Raw genomic sequence first — 18,740 nt, forward strand, 5'->3', positions numbered from 1 at the left:
TTTCAAACGTTCCATTTCTTTTTCAGAAACATAGAACTTTACTTGTTTTTTAGTCATTTATAGTACTAAAATAAATATAAAAATCAAAAGACCAATTAGTACTACGTAAATAAGTACTAATTGGTCTTTTTTTACTGTTTATTGTAAAGGTGGATACTTTAACTTTTTCATCTCTGTATCACTAAGACCACTTCCACCCCACTGTTTATTCTTTATAGCTTTTTCAGAATTAAGATACGCTTGAAAGTTAACTTTTTTATCTTTATAGAAATATTCATAATGAATATCAGGATTTTCTCCTTCAACATAAACAGCCATCCAATATCCACCAAATTTAAGATCTTTATGAAAATCTATATATTTTAACTGGCTTTCTTGTATGCCTTGTTTAGCAATATAATCATATATCGCTTTTTTTGCTTGTAATCTATGAAATAAAATAAAACTACCCAATAAAACTAATAAGGTAAGAATTGTAAGGAGTATCATCTTTTTTTTCAAATTCAATCCTCCAAATTATTTGTTAATATGTTTTTACTAATGGTGGTTTATACGCTGCATTAAAAGTATCAATTAAACCATAAGGAGTTACGATTCCGCTAACTGCTTTCATCACATTTCTTGAACCAGAACCATAATATAATGCTTGGAATACTAATTTAGAACAATATGTTGGATTTTTTTCGTATAGACGTAAATTAATGCTATAACTTAAATGAATATTTTTAGTTGCACTTCCAGTAGTGGAATAAAAATTTCTATCAGCATATCTAGCTACATCCCTAGCAAGATTTTGATCTTTTAAACGATAAACCTTAATCCATTTTCCTGACTCAGTATATCTGTTCATCCACTTAGATGTAGTTAACTGTTCATTTTCTTTACCAGCACCAGGCATATGTAAAATATAATTATCGCCATTGGCAATAGCTGCATGTCCTAAAATCCCTGAAGAACTTGTAGCATTTGTTATAAATATATCACCAGCTTTTAACGTAAAACCACCCCAATTTGCTCTTCTGATAGTTACATCTTCCAAAATTTTATTATCTCCAGTTGGTGAAATAGGGGGTTGTCCATAATTATTTAATTTTAACCATTCAGTATAAGATAGTGGCTCTTGAAAAACACCTTGATTCAAACCATCTTGATATACAGGCATAAATTCTTTTTCATTTTGTTCAAGCCATTGATCAAAAGATACACTATTTTGATCTAAAACTCCTTTTTCAATTGCTTGGTTATAAAGAGACTGATAATCAATAACCTCTTCAGCTGAAAGCATCTTCAAATTAAAACCAAAAACAAAAAATAAAATAGCAATAAAACCAATCAATAGTTTTTTCATCAATCATCCTCCTGAATCATTATGTTATTTGTATAACCTTCCATAAAAATAACATAATTTTCAAATACAGGATGAAAATACATGTGACAGAAAACATACACATAGTTCACTAACTAAATAACTAATCTACTAAAATAAATAGAGGAATCCCCTTGTTTTCGGGTGTGAGTGCTGGCTGGGGGGTTAGGGGGCTAATCCTCTAGAACGTAACTTTATATAGAGTAAGCTTATCCCTTAGGACGATAGGACTGGCGGTTCGGTGGGTACAATTGCTAGTCCAAGTCGAGCAACCGATATCCTCGTTTTTAGTCTGTTCGACTTGGCGAAAGCGAAAAACCCGCCGAAAACAGTTCCGCAAGGACAACATCAAAAAGAAAAGACAATAGTCTTTAGGTGAGGATAAACGAACCGACTTTTTGATGGTGAGGGTGGAGATTTTTGAGTGGGTTTCTCAAAAATACGACCCGTTCCTTGCGGAACTTTTAGCTCTATATATAAGAGTGAGATAGGCAAAATGAAGAAATCTAGTAATATCAAGGGTTTATAAGACATAGGGTGTTGCCAAAAAGCCACACCTAAAACATCTAAAATAAATAAATTGGTAATTTATGTTTCTTTCCGTCTTCACCAAGAAAATTTCTAAGTGCCTTTTTAAAAATCTTTTGAGTTGCCTTATCCACTCCATCTTTCGGACTACAACACATAATATTAGGATTCACAAACCATGTTCGACTCGTACAAATCCGTCCGTCTTCTGTTGTAGTACCTGTTTCAGCAACCGCTAAAATTCCTTTTTTCATTAAAACATTCATCATTTTTGAAATCTTCGAACGATCTCTTTTTAATTCCTTAGCGAAATAACTAGGCGTAGCACTATCTGAATCAAATTCATTTTCTTCATTCGCTCGTTCTACAAGAATATTAGTTTTAAATTCTATATAAGGTATCAAATCCATCAAAAAAGCCTTTTCCGCATTGGTTAGATAGTTTATTTTAAGCAAGTAATTATAATTGTCCATAATAATCTGCACAAATTTCACCCTATCTGTAGGCTTTTTCTTTTTACCTATGAAATATTCTTCACCAGTAGTCTTGCTTAACAATTGCAAAAGCATTGCTTTTTCTTCTTCTGAATAACCACCAGCTTGTAACTGATCATAAATACTATCAATCTTGCTATCTCTTTCTTTTGCCCTTTTTTCAGCTTGTCCAAAATCAATAATTTTCTTTGTCATATCTAAGTTAATTCCTCCTTAATTGAGGGAATCAACAAAAATACCTTGTCCGTACTATTTATATTTTTCCATATTTTTTTGTTTGTATCTTTTTTAAATTATGATAATCTATAAATAGATGATTTAAGTTTTCAAGGTATTTACGTTGAATACCCAATAAACGAGCCATGTTAGCCGCATGGCTCGTTTTTTATTCTATCATTCTATCACACATATGCTCTCAAAATATTGTCAAACAAAGTTCCCCAAAAATTTTACTTAAATCGTTATAATATCTTCTAACGATTCATATCAAATCCCCGTTGTCTACTAGCTATTTCTCTTTTATGTTCACTCTCAAATTGATTACTTACACTCTTATTAACTAGTTCATTTTTAACATGTTCTCTAAACGTCTGAAATTTCTCTTTAAGGACTTTTTTAGTTTGTTGATATAAAACCCTTATATTCATCTCCAAATCTTTTATATGAGCCTTTAATGAGCTTATTTCAGTATTTAACATTCTAACTTCTCTTTCTAATTTTTTATTTTCTATCTTCAACTCTTTATTGTCTTGTATTAGATATTCTCCCCCCAATCGTAAACCTTCATTTTCCTGTACAAAATTTGTTTTTCTCAAACGCTCATAATCATTTTTGATAGTAACCGCTGCATTCACTTGTTTTGTAAATTCCTGATATTGTTCCTGTGATAATACATAATTTCTTGTCTGTTTCTTCGTAATTTCAGCTTTCCCAAACATTTTATCTTGTACTTCTGTTATTACTTCTCTACGTAAAAACGGAATCACAACAGGCTCATTTGGCACTTGATCCGTAGCACTATCTAATTCTTTTTGCATTTGTTCTACTCTTTTTTCTAACTCTACATGACGCTGGCTAATTAGCTGCAGCTTTTCACTTCCATTCTCTACTTGTCGTTTTACTATCTCTAATTCTTTGTACTTATCAATGACATCCCTTTCCAAACTCTTTTTTGTTACCTGTAATTCGTTTGTTTTCTCTTCAACATTTTTTAAATGATAGTCAATCCCTTGTAATTTTGTTTCTTTTTCTTGCACTTGGTTTTCAATAGTTGACTTTGCTTCTGCATATTCCTTATATTGACGGACTTTCATGTATTTATGGGAACCTACATTAGCACGTTCAAAGTTTGGAATTTGTTCTTTAGCCAAAGATTCAATATAATCCGTTTCCAATTGTCTCCAATTCGCAATTAGCTCCGTCCCTTTTCCTTTTACAGCTTGTTGTTGCAAAGCTCTATCCATTCCGACACGCCTTGTTAATCCTCGACTACTTTCGAAATTCGGTACATAATTAATATGTAAATGCGGATTGGCTTCATCATCATGTAAAACCATGTTATACACTGCCAGATTAGGATTTCGCCCTTGAAACGCCTCAGCATACCGTTTTAACGCTTCCTTTTTGGCTTCCCTATACTTTGGATCATCTTTTCCTTCCCCAATCGCTACGACCAATTCTCTTTGCTCATGCGTCTTTTCATCTTTACGTATTTTTTCATAATAGTCCTTAATTTTGCGATCATTCCGTTTTTTCTTTTCGTTGTACCTTGTCAACTGCTTCTTGAAAAACATCCTTGTATACACTTCGGATGTCCTTTTGAACAAAGTAAATATTCTGATCCAACCTGGTTGGGTCTATGCCAGGATTTCCATGAATGTTTTCCCTGTTATTATGGCTCAATGAACTTTTGTGAGATTGGTTAAATGAAATAGAGAACAACATAAAATGTCACCACTTCCCCTAGATGAATTGATACCATAAGTCTAGCAAAGCGACGAAATGGAGTCAATTTATGTAAAATCTATATGTATTTTGATGCTAACGCATCAAAATACATAGGGGTCTGCGACGCTTGTCGGCTCCGCCGACCCATGTTTAACATGGCAAAAAACCTCGGACTTTGTCCGAACCTACAAGGGGGAGAATCCCCCTTGACCCCTTCAATCGAACTCCCCAACCCCTCAATCCTTGAGGGACTCCCTCGCCAGTTGGCAGGCCAAAACGTAAACGTTTTGACAAACCAAGAGGGTCGCATAGTGAGTGTGTCAACTCCTTATCCTCCCTCACCCTTACGGGTTCAGTCCGGTACCGTTGACACACGCCATGTAGAGTCGGAAAAATAGAACATTACACAAAATATACATAATTATCCTAATTTAAAAATCTTGAATTATGGTAAATTAATATTGTGAATAGTCAAATATTCACAATTAATAATCTTTTTGTTTATCGAGTATCTAAATTAATTTAACAAGGAGATGTTTAGTATGAAAAAGGAATTTGAAAAACCTGTAACTATTCGCCAAAATGTTTGGGGAAAACATTAATTTAGATTTGCAGGAGTAGAAATTAATCTACTCCTGTTTCTATTTATTTTTATGACGAATTGTATTATTAAGTGCGACACCTAAAGAAAAAACAAAAAAGCCCACCTCGCTTCGTGTAAAATAGAAGTTACCACACAACCACTTACACGGAGGACGAGTATGAGCTATTCCCATTTTACCACGTTTGAGCGTGGACAACTAGAAGCATTTCATAAATTAGGGCGTTCTACTAGAGAAATTGGTAAGATTCTCAAGCGGCACCCTTCTTCTGTTGCGAGAGAATTAAAAAGAAACACACAAAAAAACGGTACGTACAGTGGCGAAAAAGCACAAGAACAATATGGACAGCGAAGAAAATCTTGTAAACCAATAGGAAAATGGTCTGTAGAACTTGCAAAAAAAATCCAGGAGAAGTTAGAAATTACTTGGTCTCCTGAACAAATCCAGTATGGCTATTTGAAGGGTGAGATTTCCTTTAAAACGATCTATAACTGGTTATATCAAGGGAAACGATTCAAAAAAGACCTTTCTCTACTCAGACAGAAAGGAAAACGTCAAAAACCTAGAGAAACACGTGGACGCTTTAATATCGGGACATCGATTCAAAAGCGCCCATCTGAAATTAGAAAACGAGAAACATTTGGGCATTGGGAACTCGATACAATTGTCTCGAGTCGCGGGAAAAGTAAAGGGTGCTTTGCGACATTTATAGAACGAAAAACACGGTATTATCAAGCGATTGTCATCCCAGACCGAACAGCAGAATCTATGGAATTCGCCATCAAACAAATTACTGCCATGTATCCAAGCGCTGCATTACAAACAGCTACAGTTGATAGAGGAAAAGAATTTTCGTGTTATCAACGAGTAGAAAAAGAGTTAGAAATCGCAGTGTTCTTTGCCGATCCCTATTCTTCTTGGCAACGTGGAAGTAACGAAAACGCAAACGGTTTATTACGGGAGTTTTATCCGAAAAAAACAGATTTGAGCCTTGTGTCACAAGAACAATTGAATCAAGCACTACTTCTTATTAACCAAAGACCAAGAAAATGTTTAGCGTGGAAAACTGCCCACGAAGCGTTTCAGGAGGAACTGTCGCACTTAGATTGACAAACTGTCTTATGAAAAGGAGTGTTTTTATGAGAAATTATTATACTGCGCCTTCTTTAGTAGATATAAGTATTACCAATAGATGTAATTTAAAATGTGATTATTGTTATGCATCTTCTAGTCCATTTGAAACAAAAAATGAAGAAATGGATCTAGTTCATTTAAACACCTTATTTCAAGATTTAGATGATATGAATGTTCATAGGATTTCTTTAACCGGGGCGAGCCTTTTATTAGAGATGATTTTTTCGAGATATTGAATGCTACTCAAAAATACAAATTTGCTAAAATAATTAATTCAAATGGAATTTTAATAAGTGATAAAATTGCAAATAAATTATCGAAATTTGATTTTGATAGAATATGTATCACCCTAGATGGAAGTTGTCCAGAAGTACATGATATAATCCGTGGTCATGGTAGCTTTAAAAAAACAATTAAGGGTATTAAAAATTTACAAAAATATAATTTACCTGTATCTACACTTTTTACATTAAATAAAACAAATGTTAATGACCTTATTAATACAATTAAACTGAATAAACTATTAGGGATAACTTATATGACAGTAATGGTAGTTTGTCCAACAGGTAGAGCCTCTGATGGAAGTATTTTAGCGGATAAAGAAAATTGGTATCCTATGTTTTTAAATTTATCTGAAATGAAAAGTAGAGACAATATTAAATTAAATTTTAAAATAATTCCCCCTAATGAAAGCCCTGTATTTTGGTTATATTATTTTCCTTTAGAATATTATAATCGTTTAGATTTATTATCTGTTTGGGATCAAGATTTAAATTTAGCGAATCTTAATACAAAAACAAGGGAAATATCATGTCAAGCTGGTGTAAAAGCCTGTTCTATTGCTTACAATGGGGATGTATTTGGTTGTGATTTGATGATGGGAATTGATGAATTTCGAGCTGGTAACATTAAAAGTACATCAATCAAGGAAATTTGGAATAACTCTTCTGTTTTTAATAGATTAAGAAATATAACATTCAATAACATAACTGGTAAATGTAGTTCTTGTAGTCATAAATGGTGTGGGGGAGGCTGTAGATCTTCTGCATTTAATTTAACAAATTCAATATATGGTTCTGATAGTAGTTGCTTTTTTGAGGAGAGTGTAAAAAATGGATGATATTAAATGTTTTACTATTGAAGGTAAAAAAAATATATTGTTTAGACAAGAAGGCAATCAATATGTGTTTTTTGATCCTATTGCTTTAGAATATTATGTAACAAACTACATAGGTGCAGAAATTCTATATTACATTTCTAAAGGAAAAAATTTCAAATTCATTGTAGATAAAATATCAGAGGAATATGACATAACTGAAGATATGGGTAAAGAAACAACAAAAGAATTTCTATTGGATTTCCCTCTATTGAGTATTATATCTTCTAATTTAATAGAATCTGATATTTATAAAGAGATTTCAGCATGAAGTTTAATTGTTTTAAAAATATTAAAGAAATTAATCACATAGCTATACCATTAATTGCGAATTCAATAGCTGGATTATTAATAAAATTAGTTGATCAAGCTATGATTGGTAGAATTTCTGTCGAAGCATATGGAGCTATCGGTGTAGTAAGTTCACTTTTATTTACCATTGCAGGTATATTAGGGGTAATGTCTGTTACCTTTAACATTTATGGGTCCAGAAGTATGGGACAAGAAGATATAAAATCATTTAACAATTATTTTATATCTTCAATTTTTCTTAATATAATTATAGGTGTTTCATTAACATTCTTATTACTAATATCTCAAAGACCTTTATTATCCATCGTTTTTGGATTTAAAGGAACTATCTTAGAAGACTCTCTTCAGTATTTAACAATTATGAGTGTGTATGTATTAATTCAATTATTATTATTTACATTTTCTACTTTTTTTAAAATAATAAAAGAAACTAAATGGATATTTATAGGTTCAACAATCGCTTCAGTTATGAATGTTATCTTAAATTTCCTCCTAATTTTTGGTAACTGCGGATTTCCTGAATTAGGAATACGAGGTTCAGCCATAGCAACTATAATTGCTTTAAGTACAAATTTGATTATTTATGTTTATTTGTGCAGAAAACATTTAACAGTTACTTTTACAAACTTCACAACATATATTAATAATTTAAAATTCATATGTAAAAAAAGCACTTCTCTAGTGGGTCAAGAAATCTTAGAAGGTGGTATTTTTATAATAGCCGTTAATGCAATGATTGCTCGAATAGGCGATATACAATTATCAGGATATTTATTAGTTTCTCAAATTTTAAGTATTGTTTTAATTCCAATGTATATGTATTCTTCATCTATTCTGACTTTAGTTAGTGAAAGATATGGATCTAATCAACTAACAGATTTAAGAGAATTTCCTAAAATAACTCTAGGGCTTATTATGCTATTTTACATATTTTTAAGTATTATTTTTATATATTTTAAATATGAGGTTTCAGCTTTTATTACAAATGATATTAATTTGATTAATTATGCTACAAATATTCTTATCTTTATTATTTTAGCTAATATTTTCAATCCCCTACATAATGTTTATAAATATGCTTTACAAGCTATTGGCCAAAGTAATTATGTATTAATAAAAACAGCTATAATAAATTTGATTACTTTTTTAATAATGCTAATTTCTATCTTTATGTTCAAATTAAATTTATTTGGTGTTTTTATTAGCTTATTTTTTAATTATGTAATGTTATCAATTATTTTTTCTAAAAAATACAAAGATGTTCTTAAAAATATCTCTAGTAATAGGGATAGTGATAAAATTGTATAGATAAGCCTAATACTAACATAACACTACTTATCGATAGTATCCAAAAAAGCTTAGAGTTCTCATATGATTCTAAGCTTTACTTTTGTAAAAGATTATTTCCAAAACTCATACCATTTCTTATCTTTACTTGCGGCAATCATCTTCTTAACTTCCTGGACTTCTCTTATTGTTTGCATAAGCATTTCATCACGCCCTTGGTTCTTCGCCACATCCTCGCTAGAATTTGTCGCTATAAGTACCTGGGATTCCTGTATCATTTGTATAGCGCTTAATAATTCTGATTCTCTTTGTGCAAATCGCCGGTCTTGTTCAATTAAACGTTTGCTTAATTCTTGTAGTAATTCATTTTGCTTTTTAATGACCTCGTTTTGATCTTGAAGCATCGTCTGTAGCGTTGTAGCGTTGAAATCCGGTTCTTCATAGCGCTCAACTTCATGTCGCTCTAATGGCAACACTTCAACACCTTGATGCCATTATACTATTTGCTTTGTGGCATTTTCTAATGTCATATCTGTGTCATTCTTCAAGTTTATGATCTTACGGAATACTATTACATCGCTTTCTCTATATTTCCTATGCCCACGTTCATTTTTAATGAAGGTATAACCCTCCTTTTCGAGTACATCAGCATACTTACGTAATGTGCTAGATTGGATACCTAATTGCTCTGCCACGTCGCCAGGACTATATAACGTCTTCATAGCGTTTCACCTCAAAAATATATTCGCTATAGCAATGATATATCCTTTTTCCTAATAATTCACGTATGATTTGTTTTAAAATTAAACATTTAATACCAACATCAAAATCTTTTTTCTATATACAAGATTTTATGCAAAAAAAGAATAGCGAGGATCCCTAGAATCCCCGCTACATCAACGATGTATAAAATCCTGTATACGAGATAACCAGACAAAAAAAGAATAATCCCTGATAATACAAGGATTCTATGAAAACGTTGCTACCGATAATGAGACGTTATGTTAACCTTACATGAATAGGATATACAATTTACATCAAGTTATTTAAGAAAAGGTTTACTAGTAGACATATAGATTTTGAATTGTTAAAATATTCAAGTTGTTAAAAAAGGAGGGGTATAGATGAAACAAGAACAAATGAGTAACCTTAATAAAAAAAGTTGGGAACATTCAGCTTATCAAGCTTGGGTAAATAGGCATGGGGTTCCAATAGATTTTGCTAAAACAATCACTGCAAACCCGCAAAAACAGATATCATATTACCTTCAATATACAGGAAATGTAGAAAAGAAAAGAATAATTAATCTGTTAGGATCCAAAGGAAGTAAAGCTGTCGCATTTGCTTTAATGGGCGCTGATGTAACTGTGGTAGATATTTCTGAAAGTAACGCCCAGTATGCAAATGAATTAGCTTACGAGTCAGGTGTTAATATTACATATATTGTATCCGATGTTTTGGATCTACCTATAGATATACAAGGATTTGATTATGTAGTGTTAGAACTAGGTGTGTTGCACTATTTCGTTGACTTAAGGCCTCTTTTCGATACAGTCTATAAATTACTAAAAAAGGGTGGTATGTTCATCTTGCGTGATTATCATCCAGTTTACTCTAAGCTTATACAGTTTCAAGATGGAGAAATAAAAGCCAGCGGTAATTACTTTGATAATGAAATTATTGAAGAAGAAGTAGTTTACACTAGTTTACTATCAGAAGATGAAACAAACTCTATACCCTCAGTAAGAATTAAGCGGTGGACCTTAGGTGAAATTATAACAAACTTAGTTCAATCTGGATTACAAGTACAATCACTAACTGAAGAATCTGGCCCACATCAAAAATGGGTTTTCCCCCAAGATGCACCTACGGAAACAGAATTTAAGATTCCTGGACTATATACACTAATAGCTATTCGATAATAGATAGATTATAAATTCAAGTGACTTCCGAAAACGGATTTTACGTCAACTAACCCTTTTTCGGGGTTAGTTGGTTTTTATTTCTCCTTGTTTTTGGGTGTGAGTGCTGGCTGGGGGGTTAGGGGGCTAATCCTCTAGAACGTAACTTTATATAGAGTAAGCTTATCCCTTAGGACGATAGGACTGGCGGTTCGGCGGGTACAATTGCTAGTCCAAGTCGAGCAACCGATATCCTCGTTTTTGGTCTGTTCGACTTGGCGAAAGCGAAAAACCCGCCGAAAAAAGTTCCGCAAGGACAACATCAAAAAGAAAAGACGATGGTCTTGTTGAACTGTACCCTATAAAATGGACAGTTCAATATTTACATACATCGTTTTGTTTTTATTCATGAAAGGAGTATGCGAAAATGAATTGGATTAAAAAAGTGTCTGTTAATCCATTAAATGAGAAGTCCTTTGAAATGAGCCCTGCAAATAGCAATGATGAATTAAGAATACAAAGTGTACATTTAGAAAGAGAATATAATAATATATCTATACTAGCACAATTATTTATGGCAAATCATATACTGTACGATGTGCCAACTTTATTATCTGCTATACCTATCACAAGCCCCCAAATAAATGAAATTGCAAATCACTTTAATAAATTCCAAAAAATATATGTTAATAACCAATTAAAACGTATTCAGTTCCAGGAATTAAAATCCTTTTCAAAAAATCAGTTTAAAGATATGCTCAAAAATAATGCCATCCATCCTATTGTTCAAGAACTATATTTTTTGACAGAAAAAGAATCTATAGAGGATAGATAAATAAATACAAGTGAAAAACAACAAGTAAAATATAAAGTGTTAAAAGAATATATAGAACCCTCTACCATTATCAATTCAGATTTAACTCGGGCCATGTGGTTTATTAAAAATACATTTTGTTTAACGGAGACATCATTTACTGTATTACCAATTGGATGGGAGTTAAAAGATAATCTAAAAGAATTAGAAACCCTTAAACTATTTAACGAAATGTCGGATTCCCTATTAATGACCATTGATTCAGAAAACAATAAGGTACTATATATTGATTGTATTAATAGGAATATAAAAAATGGTGCATAAGACGATCGTTTATTGAAGATACATTTAGCAAAAAATATTTTTTAATGATCCAATTCTTCATTGCTTGCAACAGGATATGTGAAAGTATGTACTTTAAAGTATTAGATGTTTTAGTTGAAGAAAAACTATGGAAATAGTTAAACTTTTTAAAAAATTTATATACCATTAAATAGAGCTTCTTGGGTTGTCTTTCAATCAATTTTGATTTACTTAAAACAAATATGTACCTTTTCCCTCTCCCTTCTCTTCCTTGTTTCTTTCTAAATATTGAGGCGAGAGTCTTAAGCGAGACAAAGAAAGGAAATGACAAGATCTGAAAAAAGTTCTTGTCATTTCCCTTCTTGCTTTTCTAATGCATATAAGTCTTCTTCTATATTTGTTAATTTATCGACAATTAACTTTCTTGCGTCTTCAATCCCTTGATTATACGCATATGGTCCTATTAATTTGACCATCTCCTCGATTAAACGTTCCGCTTGAAAGCGCCCAATTTCTTCTAAATCTTGTTCTTCAAAAAATCGCTGAATGTTTGCTACAAGTTGACCTTTTCTCTCATTTGATATTTTTACATTCATCATCTATAAATCGCTCCTCTATTTTTGCGATAACCCTTTTCTTAACTGTACCATAGAAAACCTTGTTCCCGGACAAGATTTTGTCACACCTTCTAATTCACGATGACCAAGTATGTGTTTTTCGCTTAATGCAAACTGCTTCATAAATGTTCGGCATAATGCATATAACGATTGTATTTGCGCAGGTGTTGGGTCATATTTATCAAAATTTCCCGACATACATATGCCAATCGTTTCACTATTATGTCCTTTTGCATGTGCTCCTACATGCAACCCTCGCCCTTCCAATACTGTTCCATCTTCTTCAATAAAATAGTTATATCCAATACCGCTCCACCCTCTTTCTTTTTGATGAAATTCATGCGTTTTATATATGTCCCATCCATCTTCAGCAGTATGGTGGATAATCAAACTGTTGACATTTTTTAGTGACTGTAATTCATCACGAAATGTTAACCGCGTTTTCTTCACATTCATTTTAACTCTTCTCATCCCTTTCTAAACGATAAAGAATGCGTTCTATATTTTTCTACATGCCAGACAGATCAATGCTCACTATCGTTTTATCATCGGGACGTACTCGATCTTGTTTCTCTAATTCTTCTATTATAGATATATATGTTTGTATACCATTCGCTCTTATATATTGCACCGTTTGCTCAAATGACCAATTCGGATGAAATATCCCATCTGAGCAAATAAAAATTTCCTTTATTTGTTCTACCGATATCTCTCCCTTTTGAATCCATTGCATCGCTTCTGGCATTCCATTGGCTACGGAATAACCATTTGGCATGTTTGCTAAATAACGATTATATTTTAGCTGCTCTTGAATATTTTGGAACACATGCTCATCCGGTACTGGTAAGCCTTTCTTCCGATCGTCTTCGCGCTTTCTTTTTGCACGTGCACTAATTCCTTTTACTGTATCCTTCGTTAGTACTTTCACTGTTTCATCATGAAATGTAACAGCAATCATACAATCGCCGAGCTGTGCATATTGAACGCTTGTTTCTCCTATTCGTACTGCAGCAATACATGTACACCAAAGATGATCTTTTTTTAATGTATCAACCTTATATCGCTCCATTTCTTTTTGCAACGCCTCATTCGCTTCTATTATTTCCTTTTCTAGCGATATGATCTCTTTTTGTGCTTTAAAACGATTGGCAAATAAATTTGATGCTAAATACGCCCCATTATGTCCGTTTTCATCTTGAAATGCAACAAGTGGTGTTGCCCCATCACATACGCCATACATCTTTACATCCTCATTACAAAAAAAGGTATCTTCACATTCTCTTTTTAAAGGGCTTTTCTTCTGCCACGTTTTGATTCTCAAAACCGCCCCTCCTTTACTATTAAATAATTTGTTTTTTCAAATTAATCTAATTTACCAAAATAAACTGTTTTTCCTTAAAACTTCCTCTTTCGTATATAATTTTGAAATAATATGATTTTTTAGTGAAGGACGGGAAAAAGATGGTCAGATTTCTTGGAGTTATTATCGGGTCTATTATTATTGCAATTGCCTTTAATCTTTTCCTTATCCCACACAAAATTTTAAGTAGTGGAATTGGTGGAATTGCTATTATCTTAGGAATTGTAACACCTGTAAATACAGGTATTATTAATTTTGTCTTAAACGTGCCCATTCTTATTTTAGGATACATAGGCCTTGGAAAAAAAGTTATTTTTAATACAATTGTTTCTGTAATTGTATTATCTGTTTCTTTATATTATGTTCCAGTGCAAATTGTCGCAAAAGATCCTCTTCTCTCTTCCATATTTGGAGGCGTGATTGCTGGAGCAGGTGCCGGTCTAGTTTTTAATTGTCAAGGCTCAACTGGTGGCTTCGATATTATCGGAATGTTACTATCTCGTAAAAAAGATATTAATCTTGGTGGGTTTCTCATTTTCTTAAACGGAATTGTTATCATCATTGCGGGATTTTTCTTTGACTGGGATGTAGCATTAACAAGCTTACTTTCCATCTATGTAACGGGTAAAGTAATTGATGCGACTTATACAAAACATCGTAAAGTTACACTTATGATTGTAACAAATCAAGCTGAAGAAATGAAGCAAAAGCTTCTTTCCACTGTTGTACGTGGCATTACACTTCTTGATGGTGAAGGTGCCTATTCTAGCGAGAAAAAACGTGTATTGATGACAGTCGTTTCAAAAGAAGAACTCGCTAGTATGAAACTAGCTATCTCCGAAATCGATCCTAAAGCATTTGTGAATATTACGGAAACAGTAGAAGTGCTAGGATTGTTTAGAAAAGCTTAAAAAGCTAGGTGCAACACCTAGCTTTTTATTCTATTCCCCATGCACTCAATTCTATTGCCAAATGGATCAAAAAGATAAAAGCGAATTACATCTGGACGAGCATCATCATCAATAACTTGAATTCCTTGTTCGATTAACCTTTCTTTCAATTCATCAATTCGTTGAACGAAAAAAGCTGGATGTGCTTTTTTTGCTGGCAAAAACGCTTCTTCAACTCCGATATGAATCTCTTGATCCCCGCACCGAAACCAACACCCGCCACGCTTTTTTAATTCCTTCGGTTTCGGTATCTCTTCTAACCCCAGCACCTCTCCATAAAATTGTCTCGCTTCCCTTTCACACCCTATAGGTGCAGCTACTTGTACGTGGTCAATCCCTTGAATATATGTCACCATTCCCTTCCCCCTTTACATGCTTATTGTACTGCACTGCGCTAAGAAATGAACTTATTTCATTGTTATACCACTCAATAGCATTTACTTATCGTTATTTTCACTTAATTCCGAATAAAACACAAAACACACTTCTGTAACTTTGTTTTATATAGAAATACATATTATTTTTCATATATGATATATTATAACTTATTGAATCTGTCTTACATGATTGTTGTACGGAGGAAAAGCTATGATTCGTAAAAAGTTGTCACCTATTTATAAAAAGCGTCAATCCATTAAACCACGACGTTTTCGCAATACTATAAAACAACATTCCTTGACAGAAGGGTACGCATCCCTTTTTCAGCATAATCCCGATGGTATTATCTCTTTAGATTTGCAAGGAACTATATTACATATTAACCCATCTGCGGAAAAAATATTAGGATATGCCTCACATGAATTAGAGCAAACAGTGATTACCGCTATTGTTGAAAAACATATTTCCGATCACGTATTGCGGTATATTAAAAACACGACGTCCGATTATCAAACAGAATATAGAATTTCTATTTATCATAAGAACGGTTCTAAAATAGATGTTATCACAAAATTAGTCCCAATTTTTATTCACAAGCAACTGACTGGCGTATATGCGATTATCAAACCACTTGAAAAATCTGAGAGAATTGCACAAATACTAAAAGAGAGCGAAAAACGTCTGCGAACGTTAATGAATGCAATGCCTGCTTTTGTTATTTTTAAAGATCATGAAGGGCGCTGGATAGAAGCAAATGATTATGCACTTTCTTGTTTTGACTTCCATGATGTTCCTTATCATGGAAAAAAAGATAGTGAACTGATCCAATATAATGAGGCATATCGAGAAGCTTTTCTACACTGTGAAGAAATTGATGAAATCGCTTGGCAAAAGCGAGAAATTATTCACGGTGAGGAATTTATTATACATAAAGGTACTTCTAATCTGATTCTAAATCTTTCTAAAGTTCCTCTTTTTCATTCAGACGGTTCTAGAAAAGGAATCATTGTTATGGGAAGAGATGTAACGGAGTTAAAGGAGACTAAAAAGTTATTAAGAAAGTCTGAAAAATTAGCGGTAGTCGGACAACTGACAGCCGGAATTGCTCATGAAATTAGAAATCCGCTTACGTCATTGAAAGGATTTTTAACTTTATTAAAACCGGAAATTTCCGAACAAAACAAATGGTATATTGATGTAATGTTAAGTGAAATTTCACAAATGGAATCTATTACAAGTCAATTTATGGCCATGTCTAAACCACAGGTGTTATCAATTGATTTCCATCAAATCCAAACATTAATTGAAGAAGTTGTTACATTTATTTTACCTACCGCAATCATGCATAGTGTCCATATTATTATGGATCATACTGCAGTCATACCTGAAATTCAATGTGACGGTAATCAATTAAAACAAGTTTTCATTAATATTTTAAAAAACGCAATTGAAGCAATGCCAGATGGAGGAAATATTTTCATTCAAACTGAAGCATTGGATAGTGAATTCATTTGTATTCGAATAATCGATGAAGGATGCGGCATTCCAGAAAATCGTATTTCTCGCCTCGGAGAACCTTTCTATAGTTTAAAAGAAAAAGGAACTGGCCTTGGGTTGATGATATGCTACAAAATAATCGAAGAGCACCAAGGGAAATTACAAATTTTAAGTGAAGTCAATAATGGAACGACTGTTGAAATATATTTACCTACTTCGACATCTACAAAATAAAATTGCCATCAAAAAAGGTAAATGAAAAAACATTTACCTTTTTCTCTGAATCTATTTCTTTCAAACTACTACAACCTCTACTCTGTCGCTTGTCCCAAAACTGTTTCCATCTCATGAAACTCTCGATGTACAGCTTTTGAAGGTTCTTTTGTTAAAATACTAACAATAATAACAGCTAATAAACTGAAAGTAAAGCCTGGTACCATTTCATATAGCATTTCCTTTAAAAACGGAATCTGTACCCATGCAATGACTGTAACAGCACCAACAATCATACCCGCGAGCACGCCCCATTTTGTCGTTCGTTTCCAATAAAGACTAAGCAAAATAGCTGGTCCAAACGCTGAACCAAATCCTGCCCATGCATAACCAACAAGGGTTAAAATCGTATCACTTGGATGATACGCTAAAACAACAGCAATCATTGCGACGACTAAAACAGCAAGCCTTCCGATACATACAAGTTCTTTATCTGATGCGTTACGACGGAAAAATGTTTTATAGAAATCTTCCGTTACCGCACTAGAGATAACAAGTAATTGTGAGGAAATACTACTCATAATAGAAGCTAAAATAGCTGAGAGCAAGAAGCCTGTAATATACGGGTGGAATAAAATATTCGAGAATGCTACAAAGACCATCTCTGGGTCTGCTAATGTACTATCACTTTGAGAATAGTAAGCAATACCAACGAGTCCTGTAAGCATCGCACCGAGTATAGAAATACTCATCCACCCGATACCAATTCTTCGCGAAGTTTTTAAATCTTGAATAGAGGTAATTGCCATAAAGCGGACAATAATATGAGGTTGACCAAAATATCCAAGTCCCCAAGCTAAAAATGAAATAATCCCTAGTATCGTAGTTCCTTTAAATAAATCTAGACGAGCCGGGTCAACAGCCTTGATCCCATTGAACGTTTCTGCTACCCCACCAATATCTGTAAAAGCAACAATTGGAACTAAAACAAGAGCTATAAACATAATGCACCCTTGAACAAAGTCCGTCCAACTAACTGCTAAAAATCCACCAAATAGTGTATATGCGACAACAACACCGACTGTTACAAATAAACCAATTTTATAATCTAAGTTAAATGAACTTTCAAATAGACGGCCACCTGAAACTAAACCAGCTGACGCATAAAATGTAAAAAAGACTAAAATAACAATGGCGGAGACAAAACGAAGTATTTTTGTACGATCTTGAAATCGATTTTCTAAAAAGTCTGGTATAGTAATAGAATCATTTGCTACTTCCGTATACGTACGTAAGCGCGGTGCTAATAATAAATAGTTCGCATATGCACCAAGCAAGAGACCAATAGCGATCCACATACTGGACAATCCTGTTGCATACATTGCACCAGGCAATCCCATTAGCATCCAACCACTCATATCAGAGGCACCAGCCGATAAGGCCGTAACTGCTGGACCAAGTCCTCGTCCCCCCAACATGTAATCTGATAAATCGGACGTCTTTTTATAAGACCAATATCCGATATACAACATACCTGCCATATAAATAGCAAGCGAAATTATAATTTCAACCTTCACCAAATCTCTCCTTTTTCGTTTCCATAAGCCACTTAACATTTCGAAAAATGACTTTTTCTATTTTGTTTTCGCTTATGGTTTCCTACCTTAACAAAGATTTTTCATTCCTTCAAGTGAAAATGACTTTTTCCGTTGTTACCAAAAAACCGATAAACGCTTTTATCCCAGTGGATTACCCGGCTTTTCAAAGAAAATAAAGTAAAAATATTCAGAAAATAAAAACCAGCTGTTTGGGACATGTTTCAAGTGAAACTTCCATTCGTGAAAAATTCCTTAATCTTAACAAATTATTACGCTAAACCAA

The 18,740-nt window shown here is 33.1% G+C and carries 16 protein-coding genes and 3 pseudogenes; 9 read left to right on the forward strand and 10 right to left on the reverse strand.

What is annotated here, in order from left to right; translation table 11 throughout:
- Positions 1-138 precede the first annotated feature (138 nt).
- From BCER98_RS11655 to BCER98_RS11670, 4 genes and pseudogenes are all read right to left on the reverse strand, one after another.
- The gene (locus tag BCER98_RS11655) at positions 139-489 is read right to left on the reverse strand and encodes a DUF3139 domain-containing protein (protein ID WP_048723157.1); all 351 of its coding nucleotides are present in this window, start codon (positions 487-489) and stop codon (positions 139-141) included.
- A gap of 34 nt (positions 490-523) precedes the next feature.
- A complete protein-coding gene (locus BCER98_RS11660) occupies positions 524-1,348 on the reverse strand; it encodes a C40 family peptidase (protein WP_012094735.1) in 825 nt (274 codons plus the stop codon).
- Between the two features lie 584 nt (positions 1,349-1,932).
- A complete protein-coding gene (locus tag BCER98_RS11665; RefSeq protein WP_012094736.1) occupies positions 1,933-2,583 on the reverse strand; it encodes a hypothetical protein in 651 nt (216 codons plus the stop codon).
- Positions 2,584-2,861: 278 nt separating this feature from the next.
- A pseudogene (locus BCER98_RS11670) lies at positions 2,862-4,332 on the reverse strand (plasmid recombination protein).
- A gap of 545 nt (positions 4,333-4,877) precedes the next feature.
- Between BCER98_RS11670 and wgkA the strand changes: the two are divergent.
- The 5 genes and pseudogenes from wgkA to wgkD all read left to right on the forward strand — a co-directional run bounded on the left by wgkA (position 4,878) and on the right by wgkD (position 8,847).
- Entirely contained in the window at positions 4,878-4,937 is a 60-nt protein-coding gene (gene wgkA, locus BCER98_RS23825; protein WP_425319874.1) for a tryglysin family RiPP peptide, read from the forward strand.
- 159 nt (positions 4,938-5,096) lie between these two features.
- A complete protein-coding gene (locus BCER98_RS11680) occupies positions 5,097-6,047 on the forward strand; it encodes an IS30 family transposase (RefSeq protein WP_012094738.1) in 951 nt (316 codons plus the stop codon).
- Between the two features lie 29 nt (positions 6,048-6,076).
- A pseudogene (gene wgkB, locus BCER98_RS23830) lies at positions 6,077-7,191 on the forward strand (radical SAM/SPASM peptide maturase WgkB).
- Complete coding sequence (gene wgkC, locus BCER98_RS11690; RefSeq protein ID WP_012094739.1) at positions 7,184-7,498, forward strand: PqqD family peptide maturation chaperone WgkC; 315 nt, start codon at positions 7,184-7,186, stop codon at positions 7,496-7,498. Before wgkB ends, wgkC begins: the two are co-directional and overlap by 8 nt.
- On the forward strand, positions 7,495-8,847 hold the full coding sequence (gene wgkD / locus BCER98_RS11695; protein WP_012094740.1) for a tryglysin-associated MATE efflux transporter WgkD: 1,353 nt from the start codon (positions 7,495-7,497) through the stop codon (positions 8,845-8,847). The genes wgkC and wgkD overlap by 4 nt, the downstream gene beginning before the upstream one ends.
- Positions 8,848-8,939: 92 nt before the next feature.
- On the opposite strand, the pseudogene BCER98_RS11700 reads toward wgkD, so the two are convergent.
- Positions 8,940-9,548, reverse strand: a pseudogene (locus BCER98_RS11700) (DUF3967 domain-containing protein).
- Between the two features lie 402 nt (positions 9,549-9,950).
- Between BCER98_RS11700 and BCER98_RS11705 the strand changes: the two are divergent.
- Both BCER98_RS11705 and BCER98_RS11710 read left to right on the forward strand, forming a co-directional pair.
- Positions 9,951-10,748, forward strand: coding sequence for a class I SAM-dependent methyltransferase (locus BCER98_RS11705; RefSeq protein ID WP_012094741.1), 798 nt, complete (start codon positions 9,951-9,953; stop codon positions 10,746-10,748).
- A 406-nt stretch (positions 10,749-11,154) separates the two neighbouring features.
- A complete protein-coding gene (locus BCER98_RS11710; RefSeq protein ID WP_012094742.1) occupies positions 11,155-11,562 on the forward strand; it encodes a hypothetical protein in 408 nt (135 codons plus the stop codon).
- Between the two features lie 632 nt (positions 11,563-12,194).
- On the opposite strand, the gene BCER98_RS11720 is transcribed toward BCER98_RS11710, so the two are convergent.
- The 3 genes from BCER98_RS11720 to BCER98_RS11730 are packed head-to-tail and all read right to left on the reverse strand — an operon-like array spanning position 12,195 to position 13,782.
- The gene (locus tag BCER98_RS11720; RefSeq protein ID WP_012094744.1) at positions 12,195-12,443 is read right to left on the reverse strand and encodes a DUF2164 domain-containing protein; all 249 of its coding nucleotides are present in this window, start codon (positions 12,441-12,443) and stop codon (positions 12,195-12,197) included.
- A gap of 15 nt (positions 12,444-12,458) precedes the next feature.
- Positions 12,459-12,917, reverse strand: a complete 459-nt coding sequence (locus tag BCER98_RS11725) for a peptidoglycan recognition protein family protein (RefSeq protein ID WP_041809868.1) — start codon at positions 12,915-12,917, stop codon at positions 12,459-12,461.
- A gap of 52 nt (positions 12,918-12,969) precedes the next feature.
- The gene (locus BCER98_RS11730) at positions 12,970-13,782 is read right to left on the reverse strand and encodes a protein phosphatase 2C domain-containing protein (protein ID WP_012094746.1); all 813 of its coding nucleotides are present in this window, start codon (positions 13,780-13,782) and stop codon (positions 12,970-12,972) included.
- A gap of 140 nt (positions 13,783-13,922) precedes the next feature.
- Here BCER98_RS11730 and BCER98_RS11735 point away from each other — a divergent pair, with 140 nt between their 5' ends.
- Positions 13,923-14,732, forward strand: coding sequence for a YitT family protein (locus BCER98_RS11735; protein ID WP_012094747.1), 810 nt, complete (start codon positions 13,923-13,925; stop codon positions 14,730-14,732).
- 17 nt (positions 14,733-14,749) lie between these two features.
- Here the strand turns inward: BCER98_RS11735 and BCER98_RS11740 are convergent, their stop codons facing one another.
- Positions 14,750-15,127, reverse strand: coding sequence for a VOC family protein (locus BCER98_RS11740; RefSeq protein ID WP_012094748.1), 378 nt, complete (start codon positions 15,125-15,127; stop codon positions 14,750-14,752).
- A 232-nt stretch (positions 15,128-15,359) separates the two neighbouring features.
- Between BCER98_RS11740 and BCER98_RS11745 the strand changes: the two genes are divergently transcribed.
- Positions 15,360-16,880: a BA3702 family sensor histidine kinase gene (locus BCER98_RS11745; protein WP_012094749.1), complete on the forward strand. Its 1,521-nt coding sequence runs from the start codon at positions 15,360-15,362 to the stop codon at positions 16,878-16,880.
- A 77-nt stretch (positions 16,881-16,957) separates the two neighbouring features.
- On the opposite strand, the gene putP is transcribed toward BCER98_RS11745, so the two are convergent.
- Positions 16,958-18,436: a sodium/proline symporter PutP gene (putP, locus tag BCER98_RS11750; RefSeq protein ID WP_012094750.1), complete on the reverse strand. Its 1,479-nt coding sequence runs from the start codon at positions 18,434-18,436 to the stop codon at positions 16,958-16,960.
- Positions 18,437-18,740 lie beyond the last annotated feature (304 nt).

Source organism: Bacillus cytotoxicus NVH 391-98 (genome assembly GCF_000017425.1).
GTDB classification, from domain to species: Bacteria; Bacillota; Bacilli; order Bacillales; family Bacillaceae_G; genus Bacillus_A; species Bacillus_A cytotoxicus.

Coding starts and splice junctions, on each gene's coding strand:
- BCER98_RS11655 (WP_048723157.1), bottom strand. CDS start 489: ATGATACTCCTTACAATTCTTACCTTATTAGTTTTATTGGGTAGTTTT.
- BCER98_RS11660 (WP_012094735.1), bottom strand. CDS start 1,348: ATGAAAAAACTATTGATTGGTTTTATTGCTATTTTATTTTTTGTTTTT.
- BCER98_RS11665 (WP_012094736.1), bottom strand. CDS start 2,583: ATGACAAAGAAAATTATTGATTTTGGACAAGCTGAAAAAAGGGCAAAA.
- BCER98_RS11680 (WP_012094738.1), top strand. CDS start 5,097: ATGAGCTATTCCCATTTTACCACGTTTGAGCGTGGACAACTAGAAGCA.
- wgkC (WP_012094739.1), top strand. CDS start 7,184: ATGGATGATATTAAATGTTTTACTATTGAAGGTAAAAAAAATATATTG.
- wgkD (WP_012094740.1), top strand. CDS start 7,495: ATGAAGTTTAATTGTTTTAAAAATATTAAAGAAATTAATCACATAGCT.
- BCER98_RS11705 (WP_012094741.1), top strand. CDS start 9,951: ATGAAACAAGAACAAATGAGTAACCTTAATAAAAAAAGTTGGGAACAT.
- BCER98_RS11710 (WP_012094742.1), top strand. CDS start 11,155: ATGAATTGGATTAAAAAAGTGTCTGTTAATCCATTAAATGAGAAGTCC.
- BCER98_RS11720 (WP_012094744.1), bottom strand. CDS start 12,443: ATGATGAATGTAAAAATATCAAATGAGAGAAAAGGTCAACTTGTAGCA.
- BCER98_RS11725 (WP_041809868.1), bottom strand. CDS start 12,917: ATGAATGTGAAGAAAACGCGGTTAACATTTCGTGATGAATTACAGTCA.
- BCER98_RS11735 (WP_012094747.1), top strand. CDS start 13,923: ATGGTCAGATTTCTTGGAGTTATTATCGGGTCTATTATTATTGCAATT.
- BCER98_RS11740 (WP_012094748.1), bottom strand. CDS start 15,127: ATGGTGACATATATTCAAGGGATTGACCACGTACAAGTAGCTGCACCT.
- BCER98_RS11745 (WP_012094749.1), top strand. CDS start 15,360: ATGATTCGTAAAAAGTTGTCACCTATTTATAAAAAGCGTCAATCCATT.